Source organism: Dactylosporangium sp. NPDC005555 (assembly GCF_040605635.1).
Lineage (GTDB): Bacteria > Actinomycetota > Actinomycetes > Mycobacteriales > Micromonosporaceae > Dactylosporangium.
This window is the reverse complement of record NZ_JBEXDG010000010.1, coordinates 26,494-39,410: the sequence shown is the minus strand read 5'-3', so window position 1 is coordinate 39,410 and position 12,917 is coordinate 26,494. Positions and strand designations below refer to the sequence as shown.

Genomic DNA, 12,917 nt, shown 5'->3' with positions numbered 1-12,917 from the left:
CGTGCGCGTGAAGATCCAGGACGAGACGGCGACCGGACGGGTCCTGAGCGCCCTGGAGCTGGACGTTTCCGGGCCGGTGCGGCTCCGTGAGCTGATCCGCCTGCGGGTGCGGGAGGAGGTCGCGCGGTTCAACGCCCGGCCGGTCGAACGCTTCCAGGGCCTGGTCCGTCCGACCGCGGCCGAGGCGGACCTCAACGGGTACCTCATGCCGGCCCCGGCCCGCATCGACTGGGAGCAGCAGGCCGACGCGGCCGTGGCCGCCTTCGGCCGCAACGCGTTCTTCGTCCTCGTCGGCGACCGGCAGGTCGAGGACCTCGACGAGGAACTGGCCCTCGACGAGGCGTCCCACGTGGTGTTCATCCGCCTGGTCCAGCTGGTCGGCGGATGAACACCGAGCTCCTGGCCGGTCACCGGGACCGGGCCGCGCGGGTGCTCCCGGACGCGCCCGGCCTCAACGCCGACGCCGTCGAGCACTTCCACCACCGCGTCCTGCCCGACCTCGACGACGAGCAGCTCCGCTCGGTCGTCGTCGCGCTCGCCGAACGGGCGGCGAACTACCGCGGCTGGGCGTGGGAGGCGGCGCGTCTCTTCCCCGCTCTGGCGAACCGCCGGCCGGCGTGGACGCCGGTCGACGTCGAGCTGCTGTTCGGCCTCGCCCATCAGGCGTCGGAGTATTCGGTGGTGACCGTGGCGCGCGTCGCGACCGTCGCGGCGGAATCGCTGGACCTGGACGGTCGGAGCACGCTCGTGGAGTGCTTCCGGGAGGCGCAGAAGCTGGTCGACACGTCCGCGCTCCGAGAGGCGACCGAGCGTGCGCAGCTGCTGCGGCGGCTGATGTGGCTGGCGGACAACGCCGCCGACGGCGCGGCCGCCTGGGCCGGGCGGATCCGGGTCGAGGACGGCTGGAGCCGGGCGGCGGTCGAGCACCTGCGGGCAGCGCCGGCGGACGCCGCCGCGATCGCCGGACTGCTCGACCACGCGCTCACCCTCACGTCCGGGCCGCGGCCGACGAAGGCGTGGCTGCGCCGCACCGGCGAGCTGCTGGACGGCCCGCTCGTCGCCCTGGTGCACCACCTGCTCCAGCTGGCGCACACCTGCCCGCCCGCGATGGTCCGGCAGTGGTACGCCGACATGACCATGCGGGTCAGCGCGGACAACGCCGAACTGGTGCGGGGGCTGCTGTGGGCCGCGCAGGTGTCCGGCGAGCCGTGGCTGGTCCCGCTCGTGCTGTCGCTGGAGCCGACCCTGCACGAGCCGAAGCCGCTCAACGCCTGCTACGCGGTGCTGGGCCGGCGCGCCGACCCCGAGGCGATCGCCGCGCTCGTGAGGATGCAGCGGCGCAACCGGCACCGCGGGAAGCTCAAGCAGATCGCCGCCGCCCTCGACGAGGCCGCCACCGCCGCCGGTGTCAGCCGCTCGGAGCTCACGGAGCTGACCATCCCCGACTGCGGCCTCGACCGGCAGCGGCAGCGGCGCGTCCGGACCGCCGTCATCTCCGTCGACGAGCGGGCACGGGTCCGGGTCGCCTGGGAGCTCGACGGCACGACCACGACGAAACCGCCCGCGGACGTCGACCCGGAGGCCGCCGCCGAAGTGCGCAGGGTCACCGCCGACCTGAAGAAGGCCCTCGCCGACGAGCGGCAGCGCCTCGAGGACCTGCTCGTCGAGGACCGTGACTGGCCCCTGGACACGTGGCGCGAACGCTACCTCGAGCACCCCGTCACCGGGGTCTTCGCCGGCCGTCTGCTGTGGACGGTGGTCGACGGCGATCGGCGGTACACCGGCCTGCCGCGAGCGGACGGTCGCTTCACCCTGGCCGGCGGTGACGCGGCCGACCCGGACGTCGGCGCGCGGATCCGGCTGTGGCATCCCGTGGACGCGGACCCTGAGCAGGTGCGGGCCTGGCGCGCGCGCATCCTCGCCGACGAGCTGCACCAGCCCTTCAAGCAGGCGTTCCGGGAGGTGTACCTGCTGACCCCCGCCGAGGAGGAGACCCGCACCTACTCGAACCGGTTCGCGGCGCACATCCTGCGGTACCAGCAGGCGTACGCGCTGATGAAGGAACGCCGGTGGGGCAGCAACTACCTGGGCGGCTGGGACGGCGGCTACTCGGGCGAGGCGAAACGGGAGTTCCCCTCGGCGGACCTGACGGCCGTGTTCCACCACGACCAGGCGACCGACGGCGGCGGCGACCCCGTGCAGTTCTGCGCGACGGACCAGGTCCGCTTCGAGCGGGGCCGCGGCCGGACCCGCCACGAGGTCCCCCTGGCGGAGGTGCCGGCCCGCGTCTTCGCCGAGGCGATGCGCGACGTCGACCTGTTCGTCGGCGTCACCTCGATCGCCACCGACCCGACGTGGGCCGACCGCGGCACCGACGACCCGCGCTTCGACTACTGGCAGTCGGTCGCGTTCGGCGACCTGACCTCCAACGGGCAGGTCCGCCGCCAGGTCCTGGAGCATCTGCTGCCCAAGCTGAAGATCCGCGACAAGGCCCGGCTCGACGGCCACTACCTCGTCGTGGACGGCACCCGGCACACCTACCGCATCCACATCGGCAGCGGCAACATCCTCATGTCCCCGAACGACCGCTACCTGTGCGTCGTGCCGACGAACACCGCCAAACCCTCAGGCGTGCGCTTCCTGCCCTTCGAGGGCGACACGATCCTGTCGATCGTGCTGTCCAAGGCCCTCCTCCTGGCCGAAGACCACAAGATCAAGGACGAGTCGATCCTCCGCCAGCTCGCCTGACCGGCCCGCCGTCGCGGGTCCCCGGCGGTGCGCCGCGCCGGAAGCGGACCGGGTCCCGGGGCGTCGGCCCTTGGTGGCGGCCGCGGTCGGAGCGTCGTAGGGTGCTGGGATGGCCCGTCGTTGGATCACGCCGCGGCGATGGCGGCCGTCCGCGGTGCCCGGCACCGGGGCGACGGGCGAGTTCGTGGTGGCGCGGCGGCTGGCGACCGGCGGGCGTGGACCCGAGGACGTCATGTTCGACGCGCACGGCTGTGTGGTCACCGGGACCGGCGACGGCCGGGTCCTGCGCATCGGCCCCGTCGGCGGGCACACGGTCGTCGCCGAGACCGGCGGGCGGCCCCTCGGGGTGCAGCCGTGCGCCGACGGCGGCGTCCTGGTCTGTGACCACGACCGCGGCCTGCTGCGGGTCACCCCGGACGGCGCCGTCGAGGTGCTGGTCGGCACCGTGGACGGCGAGCCGTTGACATTCGCCAGCAACGTCGTGCAGGGGCCGGACGGCACGATCTGGTTCACCACGTCGACGGCGCGGTGGAGCCTGGAGCATCACCTCGGTGACATGTTCGAGCACTCGTGCACCGGACGGCTGATCCGCCGCGACCCCGACGGCACGGTCACCACGCTGCTGAGCGACCTGAAGTTCGCCAACGGCCTGGTCCTCGCGCCCGACGGGTCGTGTCTGCTGTTCGCGGAGACCGCCGGGTACCGGATCTCGCGGTTCTGGCTGGACGGGCGCGTCGAGCCCCTGGTGGAGAACCTGCCGGGGTTCCCGGACAACATGAGCCTCGGCAGCGACGGGCTGCTGTGGGTCGCGATCGCCGCGCCACGCAACGCGCTGCTCGACCGGCTCCTGCCGCTGCCCGGGTTCCTGCGGCTGCTGGTGTGGAATCTGCCCGCCGCCGTCAAGCCGAAGGCGGTCCCGATCGCCTGGGTGATGGCCTTCGATCTCGATGGCCGCCTCGTGCACGACCTGCGCACCACCGACGGTTCCTACGGCTTCGTCACCTCGGTCGCCGAACGCGACGGCACCGTCGTCGCCGGCAGCCTCACCGAGGCCGACGTCGTCGTGCTGGAGTCACCCGGCGCCGGCGGGCACGCCGCATCAGGGTGAGACCGGGGGCGCCGGCCCGGCCCCTCACACGGGCCTGGCGTACACCTCCCGGGGGATCGTGTAGGCGAGGTCGACGGCCGTCTCGACGGCCTCGTCCAGGTCGAGGTGGTGCTGGGCGACGAGCGTGGCGAGGTAGCCGGCGTCGATGCGGCGGGCCAGGTCGTGCCGGGCCGGGATCGACGCGAACGCCCGCGTGTCGTCGACGAAACCGGCGGTGTTGTAGAAGCCCGCGGTCTCGGTGACGGAGGCGCGGAAGCGGCGCAGACCCTCGGGGCTGTCCAGGAACCACCAGGGGGCGCCGAGCCGCACCGCCGGGTAGACGCCGGCGAGCGGCGCCAGCTCGCGGCTGTAGACGGTCTCGTCGACCGTGAACAGGATCAGCCGCAGTGCGGGGTGGCGGCCGAAGGACTGCAACAAGGGGCGCAGGGAGCGGGTGAACTCGGTGGCGACCGGGATGTCGAAGCCGCGGTCCGGCCCGTACAGCTGCAACGCCGAGGTGCTGTGGTCGCGCAGGACGCCGGGGTGCAGCTGCATGACCAGGCCGTCCTCGCAGGACATCGCGGCCATCTGGAAGAGCATGTGGCCGGCGAACGCGGCCGCCTCCGAAGCGGTGATCCGGCCGGCGAGAGCGGCGGCGTAGATGCGGCGGGCCTCGGTGTCCGGCAGCGGGGTGGTGTCGGCGGACTCGTGGCCGTGGTCGGTGGCGAGCGCGCCGGCGGCGATGAACGCCTGCCGCCGGGCCCGCAGCGCCGCGAGATAGCCGTCGTAGTCGTCGGTCGGGGTGTCGGCGCGCTTCGCGAGGGCCGCGACGTCGGCGGTCCAGGACGGGCGCCCCGGGTGGACGAGCGCGTCGGGGCGGAACGTGGGGATGACCCGCGAGCCCCAGCCGTCGGCCGCGAGCCGGGCGTGCGCGTCGAGATCGTCCAGGGGTGAGTCGGTCGTGGCGAGGACCTCGATGCCGAACCGCTCGAACAGCGCCCGTGGGCGGAAGGCCGGATCAGCGAGGCGCTCGGTCAACGCGTCATAGATGACGTCGGCGGAGGAGGCGGAGGGCACGGTGGTGACGCCGAAGACCTCGACGAGCTCATGGGTCAGCCAGTACCGCGACGGCGTCCCCCGGAAGAGCCGCCAGTTGGCGCAGAACGTGCGCCAGATCGCCCGCGGATCGGTCTGCGCGGCGGCGCCGACGCCCAGCGCCTCCAGCGGCACACCCGCCGCATGCACCAACCGGGTCACGTAGTGGTCCGGGGTGATCAGCATCGAGGCCGGATCCCCGAACGGGGTGTCGTCGGCGAGCAGCCCGGCGTCGACGTGGCCGTGCATGCACACCAGCGGCAGCGACCGGGTCGCGGCATAGACGGTGCGGGCGAGCTCCCGGGTGGTGGGGTCGGGTGGCAGGGCGCGGTCGGGGTCGAGGTGGAGCTGCGGCACCGAAGAAACTCCCTCGCAAGAGATCCCACAAACGTTCTCATCACTGTGTGCCCCGGAAAGCGACCCGTCAAGAGAATCTCTTGACATCGACCTACAAACGATTTCATGCTTGCCGACACCACCTCAGGACAGGGAGCGTGCTCGATGCCGGTGACGATCAAGGACGTGGCCCGGGTGGCCGGCGTGTCGCCGTCGACGGTGAGCCGTGCCCTGACCACCCCCGCGCTCGTCCAGGCCGAGACCAGGTCCCGGGTCGAGCGGGCGGCCGCAGAGCTGGGCTACCAGCCCAACCGGGCGGCCCGCGGCCTGATCACCGGCCGCACCGGCAACATCGGGCTGATCGTGCCCGACCTCACCAACCCGTTCTTCCCGGGCGTCGTGAAGGGCGTGCAGAGCCGCGCCCGCGAGTCCGACTTCTCGGTCTTCCTCGCCGACACCGACGAGGACCCGACCGCGGAGGCCGGCCTGGTCCGGGCGCTGAGCAAGCAGGTCGACGGCATCGTGCTGTGCTCCCCACGGATGAGCGAGGAGGACCTGCGCTCCGTCGGCGGCGACACCCCCATCGTCATGCTCAACCGCCGGGTCGGGCAGATCCCGTCGATCACCATCGACAACGTCGACGGCATCCGGCAGGCCGTCGCGCACCTCGCCGCGCTCGGCCACCGCCGCATCGCCTACGTCGCCGGGCCGCGGCTGTCGTGGTCCAACCGGGAACGCGCCCGCGCGCTGCGGGCGGTCACCGCGGCGAGCGGCATCGAGCTCGTCGAGGTCGGCAACTTCGCCCCCCAGTTCGCCGGCGGTGTCGCCGCCGCCGACCTCGTCCTCGCCGCGGGCGTCACCGCCGTCATCGCCTACAACGACCTCGTCGCGCTCGGCCTGCTCAACTGGTTCGCCACCCGCGGCGTCAAGGTGCCCGAGACGATCAGCGTCATGGGCTTCGACGACATCGTGCTGTCCCAGATGGTCAGCCCGTCACTCACCACCGTCGCCCAGCCGCAGGAGCCGATCGGCCGCGCCGGCGTCGACATGCTGCTGCAGCTGCTCGAGGACCCCGACCGCGCGGCCGTCGCGCGGCGAGAGCTCCCCTCACAGCTCATGGTCCGCCACTCCACAGGACGCGCCCCCACCCCCTGAGAAGGGAACCGCCATGTCCCTCACCCGGAGATCCCTCGCTTCGCTGCTCGTGCTGTCGCTCGCCGCCTGCGGCGCGCCGACGAAATCCACCCCGGCGCCCGCGTCCAGCGGCGACCTGCCGCTCAAGCCCGGGGCCCCCGTCACGCTCAACATCCTCGACGTCGCCGGCAACCTGCAGCTCACCCAGGGCATGATCGACGACTTCGTGGCCGCGCACGCCGACACGATCAGCAAGGTCACCTACTCGAAGGCGACGGCGCCGGAGCTCGCGCCGAAGGTCAAGGCGCAGCAGAACGCCGGCCGGGTCGACATCGACCTCGTGCTCACCGGCGTCGACGGCCTCGCCGCCGGTGTCGACCAGGGACTCTGGCAGCCGCTGCTGCCGGTGTACGCCCAGCGCCTGTCCAACATGAACAGCTACCTGCCGGGCGCCGCCGCCATGCAGAAGCTCGCCGGGGACTTCGGCGTCACCGTCACCTACTACCCGTCCGGTCCGCTGATCGAATACCTGCCGGACAAGGTGCCCAACCCGCCGAAGAGCGCCGAGGAGCTCCTCGCCTACGCGAAGGCCAACCCGGGCACCGTGCAGTACGCGCGTCCCGCGAACTCCGGGCCCGGTCGCACCTTCCTCATGGGGCTGCCGTACCTGCTGGGCGACAAGGACCCGAAGGACCCGGTCAACGGGTGGGAGAAGACCTGGGCGTACCTGACGGAGCTGAACAAGTACGTCGAGCTGTACCCGTCCTCGACCAGCGAGACGATGAAGTCCCTCGCCAACGGCTCCGCGAAGATCATCGCGACGACGACCGGCTGGGACATCAACCCGCGCGTCCTCGGCCAGGTGCCGAAGGAGGCGAGGATCGGCTCGCTCAACGGCTTCCACTGGGTCACCGACGCCCACTACGCCGTCGTGCCGAAGGGCGTCTCCGCCGACAAGCAGTCCGCGATCCTGCTGTTGCTGCAGGAGATGCTCACCCCGAAACAGCAGGCGAAGGCCTACGACAAGGGCTACTTCTACCCCGGCCCGGCGGTCAAGGACGTGCCGCTGTCGATGGCGCCCGCGGACAGCCAGAAGGCGATCACCGACTACGGCCGCCCCGAGTACGACGCGCTCATCTCCGGCAACCCCCTCGAGGTACCCCTGGACGCCAAGGCGCTCGTCGCCGCGTTCGACAAGTGGGACCGCGAGGTGGGCGGGGCGAAGGTGAAGAAGTGACCGCCTTCAATCAGCTGCGGCTCGAAGGTGTCACCCGCCGCTTCGGCGGCCAGGACGCGCTCGTCGACCTGGACCTGACGATCGAGCGGGGCGAGTTCATCGCCCTGCTCGGCCCGTCCGGCTGCGGCAAGTCCACCGCGCTCAACTGCCTCGCCGGCCTGCTCCCGCTGACCGCGGGCCGGATCTGGCAGGACGACACCCGCCTCGACACGCTCCTGCCGGAGAAGCGCGGCTTCGGCATGGTGTTCCAGAACTACGCGCTGTTCCCGCACCTTTCGGTGGCGAAGAACATCGCGTTCGGCCTGCAGATGCGGCGCCTGCCCGGCGCGGAGGTCCGCCGCCGCACCGACGAGGCGATCGCGCTGGTCCACCTGGAGGCGCAGGCCCGCAAACTGCCCGGCCAGCTCTCCGGCGGGCAGCAGCAGCGGGTCGCGATCGCCCGCGCCGTCGTCCTCGAGCCGTCGCTGGTCCTCATGGACGAGCCACTGTCCAACCTGGACGCGAAGCTGCGGCTGGAGATGCGCACCGAGATCCGGCGGCTGCACCAGGCGCTCGGCCTCACCACCGTCTACGTGACGCACGACCAGGAGGAGGCGCTGTCGATGGCCGACCGCCTGGTCGTGCTCCGCAACGGGCGCGTCCAGCAGATCGGCACCCCCGAGCAGTTGCACACGCAACCGGCGAACCGGCACGTCGCCGATTTCATGGGCTTCCGCAACCTGCTGCCGATGAAGGTCGTCTCCAGTGGACCGTCCACGGTGGAGGTCTTCCGTGACGGGCTGAGCCTGCACGGCACCCCCGTCGGCCCGGTGTCCGCCGGTGACGATGTCGTCGCCGGTGTACGGCCTGAGTCACTTCGCATGGCCGAAGACGGTTTCCCCGCCACGGTCGAGGTCGTGGAGTACCAGGGGCGCGAGGTCGCCGTCGAGGTCGTCACCGAGGCCGGGCAGCGGCTGCATCTGCGCACCGATGCCCGCCCCGCGCCCGGCGACAAGGTGCGGCTCGCGGTGGATCCCGCGGCGCTGCTCGTGTTCCCCCGCGGCGGTGAGGACTGATGCCACAGGTGGCATGGGCGCACCGGCTCGCCGAACGCGGCATCGACCGGCAGCTGCTGCTGCTCGGCCCGGCGTTGCTGTTCGTCGTGACGCTGTTCATCTACCCGTTCTTCTACGGCATCGGGCTGTCGTTCCAACCCGAACAGGGCGGGCCGTTCGGGGCGTACCGGTCGTTCTTCGCCGACGCGTACGAGCGCGGCACCCTCACCACCACGCTGTGGCTGTCGCTGCCGGTGGCGCTGCTCAACGTCGGCGCGTCGGTGCCGATCGCCTACCGGATGCGGGGCCGGTTCCGCGGCAAGCGGCTGCTGACCACGGTCCTCGTCGTGCCGATCACCCTCGGCACCGTCCTCACCGCCCAGGGGCTGCTCAACTTCCTCGGCCCCACCGGCTGGTTCAACCGCACCCTCATGTCCGCCGGCCTGATCGACGACCCGGTCCGGCTCACCCACAACTACTGGGGCGTGCTCTTCTCCCTCGTCATCACCGGCTTCCCGTTCGCGTTCCTGCTGGTGCTGTCCTACCTGTCGGGCATCGACCCGACCCTGGAGAAGGCCGCCGCGACGCTGGGCGCCGGCTGGGCGCAACGCTTCCGGCGGATCACCCTGCCGCTGCTCGCCCCGGGCCTGGCGACCACGTTCTGCCTGACGTTCGTGCTCGCGTTCAGCGTCTTCCCGTCCGCGGTCCTCGTCGGCGACCCCGCCGGCGACACCCGGGTCATCTCCATCGCCGCCTGGCACGCCGGCTATGAGCAGTACGACTACCCGAAGGCGTCCGCGATCGCGGTCGTCATGGGCCTCGTCGAGCTCGCCGTCATCGCCGCCGTCCTCGGCTGGCGCTCGCTGCTGTACACCGGATCGACGGGGGGCAAGGGATGAGAACCGGTGCCTGGGTGGTCTGGGGCTTGGTGGCGTTCTTCTTCGTCAACCTGCTCGGCGTCGTCGGCTCCGTCGTCGTCAGCTCGTTCGGCACCACATGGTTCGACACGTGGCTGCCGACCGGCGCCACCGGCCAGTGGTACGGCGAGGCGTGGCGCGACTTCGGGCTCCTGCCCGTGCTCGTCACCACCCTGGAGGTGTCCGCGCTCGTCGTCGGGATCTCCGTGCTCATCGGCGTGCCGGCCTCCTACGTCCTGGCCCGGCGCTCGTTCCCCGGCCGGCGGGTGCTGTACCTGCTGTTCCTGCTGCCGATCCTGATGCCGCCGATCACCTACGGCATCCCCCTGGCGACCGTGCTGTACAAGTACGGGTTCGCCGGGCACATGACCGGCGTCGTCCTGGCGAACCTCGTGCCGTCGGTGCCGTTCGTCATCCTCACCATGACCCCGTTCATCGAGCAGATCGACCCGGCGATCGAACGCGCCGCCCGCATGTGCGGCGCCGGCACCCGCCAGGTCTTCGTCCGGATCCTCGCGCCGCTGCTCGTCCCCGGCATGCTCGCCGCGTCGATCCTCGTCCTGGTGCGCACGGTCGGCATGTTCGAGCTGACGTTCCTCACCGCCGGGCCGGACTCGCAGACGCTCGTCGTCGCGCTCTACAACTCGATGTCCGCCGCCGGGATCCGCGCGCAGCAGTCCGTGGACGCGATGGCCGTCATCTACACCGGCACGATGCTGGTGCTGCTCGTCCTGGCGCTGCGCCTCGTCAACCCGACCCAGCTCGTCGCCCGGGTCAAGGAGGAAGAGGTCACATGAGGATCAGCGAAGCGCGCGTCATCGTCACCTGCCCCGACCGCAACTTCGTCACCCTGAAGATCGTCACCGACGAGGGCGTCACCGGCGTCGGCGACGCCACCCTCAACGGGCGTGAGCTCGCCGTCGCGAGCTATCTCACCGACCACGTCGTGCCGCAGCTCATCGGCCGTGACCCGACCCGCATCGAGGACACCTGGCAGTACCTCTACAAGGGGGCGTACTGGCGGCGCGGGCCCGTCACGATGTCGGCGATCGCGGCCGTCGACACGGCGCTGTGGGACATCCTCGGCAAGATCGCCGGGTTGCCCGTCTACAAGCTCATCGGCGGACGTTCCCGCGAGGGCGTCACCGTGTACGGCCACGCCAACGGGTCCACAGTGGACGAAGCGCTGACAGAGGTCGCCCGCTATGTGGACCTAGGCTACAAGGCGATCCGGGTGCAGACGGGGGTGCCCGGCCTGGCCAGCACCTACGGCGTCTCCGGCGACAAGATGTACTACGAGCCCGCCGACGCCGCGCTGCCCACGTCGAACGTCTGGTCGACGGCCCGCTATCTCAACCACGTCCCGTCGGTGTTCAAACGGGTCCGCGACGAGTTCGGCCCCGACGTGAAGCTGCTGCACGACGTGCACCACCGGCTCACCCCGATCGAGGCCGCCCGCCTGGGGAAGTCGTTGGAGCCGTACGACCTCACCTGGATCGAGGACCCCGTCCCCGCCGAGCTGCAGGCCGGGTTCCGGCTCATCCGGCAGCACACCACCACCCCGATCGCCGTCGGCGAGGTGTTCAACACCATCTGGGACTGCGAGCAGCTCATCCGCGAGCAGCTCATCGACTACATCCGCGCCACCGTCGTGCACGCCGGCGGCATCACCCACCTGCGGCGCGTCTTCGACCTGGCCGCGCTGCACCACGTGCGGTCCGGCTCGCACGGCGCCACCGACCTGTCCCCGGTCTGCATGGCGGCCGCGCTGCACGTCGACGTCGCCATCCCGAACTTCGGGCTGCAGGAGTACATGCGGCACACCGACGCGACGGATGCCGTGTTCCCGCACGGGTACCACTTCGACGGCGGCTACCTGCACCCGTCGGAGGAGCCGGGGCTCGGCGTCGACATCGACGAGGAGCTCGCCGCGCGGTATCCGTACAAGCCGGCGTCCCTGCCGGTGAACCGCCTCGAAGACGGGACGATGCACAGTTGGTGACCCGCCTCTCGCGTGCCTCGCTGCCCGGCGTCCGCGGCGTTCGTACGCCCCCGTACGACCTCGCGGGGGTCCAGGTCGGGATCGTGCACCTGGGCGTCGGCGCGTTCCACCGGGCGCACCAGGCCGTCTACACCGACGCCGTCCTCGCCGCCGATCCGACCTGGGGCATCAGCGGCTTCACGCAACGGTCCGCCACGGTCCGGGACCAGCTCGCGCCGCAGGACGGCCTCTACACGGTCCTGGAGCGCGGCGCCGGGGCCGCCCCGCCGCGGGTGATCGGGGCGCTGCGGGAGATCCGCGCCCCGGACGAGGACGGCGGGCCCGCGGCGCGGATCGCCGACCCCCGCGTCCGCCTGGTCACGCTCACCGTCACGGAAAAGGGGTACCGGCCCGGCGCCCCCGCGGTCGGGCACCTCGTCGCCGGCCTGGACCTGCGCCGCCGCGCCGACGCCGGGCCGATCAGCGTCCTGTCGTGCGACAACCTGACCGCCAACGGCGCGACCCTGCGCACCCTCGTCGCCGCCCACTGCGCGGGGCTGCCCGACGCGGACCGGCTGCTCGACTGGATCACCGAGTCGGTGGCGTTCCCGTCGTGCGTCGTCGACCGGATCGTGCCGGCGACAGCACCCGCCGACCTCGACGCGGTCGCGTCGGTGCTCGGTGCCCGCGACGAGGGAGCGGTCGTCGCGGAACCCTTCAGTCAGTGGGTCATCGAGGACTCGTTCGCCGCCGGACGACCCGCCTGGGACGCCACGTTCACCGATGACGTGGCGCCCTACGAGGCGGCGAAACTGCGGCTGCTCAACGCGACCCACTCGCTGCTCGCCTACACCGGCGCGCTCGCCGGCTACGACACCATCGCCGCCGCCATGACCGACCCTGTCCTCGCCGACGCCGCCCGCCGGCTCATGGCCGAGGACGCCGCGCCGACACTCACCCTGCCCGCCGGCTTCGACCTGGTCGGCTACCAGGAGTCCATCCTGCGCCGGTTCGCCGACCCCGCCCTCGGCCACCGCACCACCCAGGTCGCCGCCGACGGGTCGCTGAAACTGCCGATCCGCCTGCTCGGCACCGCCCGCGACCGGCTCGCCGCCGGGGCCACTCCACAGTGGACGGCACTCGCCGTCGCGGCGTGGATGGTGTACGTCGCGACCCGCCAACCGGTCGACGACCCGCAAGCGGCGGTGCTGGCCGCCGCGACGGCGGGCGCCACCACCGCGCCCGCGCTGGTCGACGCGCTCCTGCCCGTCTTCCCCGACCGGCTCGGCCCTTCGTGGCGGGACCTGCTCATCGAACACGCCGCACGTCTGCTCCGCCAATAGATTCG

At 71.9% G+C, this 12,917-nt stretch carries 11 protein-coding genes; 10 read left to right on the top strand and 1 reads right to left on the bottom strand.

From position 1 onward, the window contains the following. The first annotated feature begins 1 nt into the window (after nt 1). From ABZS58_RS13790 to ABZS58_RS13780, 3 genes are all read left to right on the top strand, one after another. Nucleotides 2–388 carry a hypothetical protein gene (locus tag ABZS58_RS13790; RefSeq protein ID WP_354781092.1) on the top strand — a complete coding sequence of 129 codons (387 nt, stop codon included), beginning with the start codon at nt 2–4 and terminating at the stop codon, nt 386–388. Then, a complete protein-coding gene (locus ABZS58_RS13785; protein ID WP_354781090.1) occupies nt 385–2,748 on the top strand; it encodes a DUF4132 domain-containing protein in 2,364 nt (787 codons plus the stop codon). The genes ABZS58_RS13790 and ABZS58_RS13785 overlap by 4 nt, the downstream gene beginning before the upstream one ends. A gap of 109 nt (nt 2,749–2,857) precedes the next feature. After that, nucleotides 2,858–3,856 (top strand): SMP-30/gluconolactonase/LRE family protein, encoded by a 999-nt coding sequence (locus ABZS58_RS13780; protein WP_354781088.1) that lies wholly within the window; start codon nt 2,858–2,860, stop codon nt 3,854–3,856. 24 nt (nt 3,857–3,880) lie between these two features. On the opposite strand, the gene uxaC is transcribed toward ABZS58_RS13780, so the two are convergent. Further along, nucleotides 3,881–5,287 (bottom strand): glucuronate isomerase, encoded by a 1,407-nt coding sequence (gene uxaC / locus ABZS58_RS13775; RefSeq protein ID WP_354781086.1) that lies wholly within the window; start codon nt 5,285–5,287, stop codon nt 3,881–3,883. A gap of 144 nt (nt 5,288–5,431) precedes the next feature. On the opposite strand from uxaC, the gene ABZS58_RS13770 reads away from it, so the two are divergent. From ABZS58_RS13770 to ABZS58_RS13740, 7 genes are read left to right on the top strand one after another with little or no spacing between them, the layout of a single operon-like run. Continuing rightward, nucleotides 5,432–6,421, top strand: coding sequence for a LacI family DNA-binding transcriptional regulator (locus tag ABZS58_RS13770; protein WP_354781084.1), 990 nt, complete (start codon nt 5,432–5,434; stop codon nt 6,419–6,421). 13 nt (nt 6,422–6,434) lie between these two features. Further along, nucleotides 6,435–7,637 (top strand): extracellular solute-binding protein, encoded by a 1,203-nt coding sequence (locus ABZS58_RS13765; RefSeq protein ID WP_354781082.1) that lies wholly within the window; start codon nt 6,435–6,437, stop codon nt 7,635–7,637. After that, nucleotides 7,634–8,692 carry an ABC transporter ATP-binding protein gene (locus ABZS58_RS13760; protein ID WP_354781080.1) on the top strand — a complete coding sequence of 353 codons (1,059 nt, stop codon included), beginning with the start codon at nt 7,634–7,636 and terminating at the stop codon, nt 8,690–8,692. Before ABZS58_RS13765 ends, ABZS58_RS13760 begins: the two co-directional genes overlap by 4 nt. After that, complete coding sequence (locus ABZS58_RS13755; protein WP_354781078.1) at nt 8,692–9,570, top strand: ABC transporter permease subunit; 879 nt, start codon at nt 8,692–8,694, stop codon at nt 9,568–9,570. The genes ABZS58_RS13760 and ABZS58_RS13755 overlap by 1 nt, the downstream gene beginning before the upstream one ends. After that, nucleotides 9,567–10,385: an ABC transporter permease subunit gene (locus ABZS58_RS13750; RefSeq protein ID WP_354781076.1), complete on the top strand. Its 819-nt coding sequence runs from the start codon at nt 9,567–9,569 to the stop codon at nt 10,383–10,385. The genes ABZS58_RS13755 and ABZS58_RS13750 overlap by 4 nt, the downstream gene beginning before the upstream one ends. After that, a complete protein-coding gene (gene manD / locus ABZS58_RS13745) occupies nt 10,382–11,590 on the top strand; it encodes a D-mannonate dehydratase ManD (protein WP_354781074.1) in 1,209 nt (402 codons plus the stop codon). The genes ABZS58_RS13750 and manD overlap by 4 nt, the downstream gene beginning before the upstream one ends. Further along, nucleotides 11,587–12,912 (top strand): mannitol dehydrogenase family protein, encoded by a 1,326-nt coding sequence (locus ABZS58_RS13740; RefSeq protein WP_354781479.1) that lies wholly within the window; start codon nt 11,587–11,589, stop codon nt 12,910–12,912. Before manD ends, ABZS58_RS13740 begins: the two co-directional genes overlap by 4 nt. The last annotated feature ends 5 nt before the right edge of the window (nt 12,913–12,917 follow it).

Excerpts from the sequence above, each read along its gene's own strand:
- ABZS58_RS13785 (WP_354781090.1), top strand. The coding sequence starts at position 385 with ATGAACACCGAGCTCCTGGCCGGTCACCGGGACCGGGCCGCGCGGGTG.
- ABZS58_RS13780 (WP_354781088.1), top strand. The coding sequence starts at position 2,858 with ATGGCCCGTCGTTGGATCACGCCGCGGCGATGGCGGCCGTCCGCGGTG.
- ABZS58_RS13770 (WP_354781084.1), top strand. The coding sequence starts at position 5,432 with ATGCCGGTGACGATCAAGGACGTGGCCCGGGTGGCCGGCGTGTCGCCG.
- ABZS58_RS13765 (WP_354781082.1), top strand. The coding sequence starts at position 6,435 with ATGTCCCTCACCCGGAGATCCCTCGCTTCGCTGCTCGTGCTGTCGCTC.
- ABZS58_RS13755 (WP_354781078.1), top strand. The coding sequence starts at position 8,692 with ATGCCACAGGTGGCATGGGCGCACCGGCTCGCCGAACGCGGCATCGAC.
- ABZS58_RS13750 (WP_354781076.1), top strand. The coding sequence starts at position 9,567 with ATGAGAACCGGTGCCTGGGTGGTCTGGGGCTTGGTGGCGTTCTTCTTC.
- manD (WP_354781074.1), top strand. The coding sequence starts at position 10,382 with ATGAGGATCAGCGAAGCGCGCGTCATCGTCACCTGCCCCGACCGCAAC.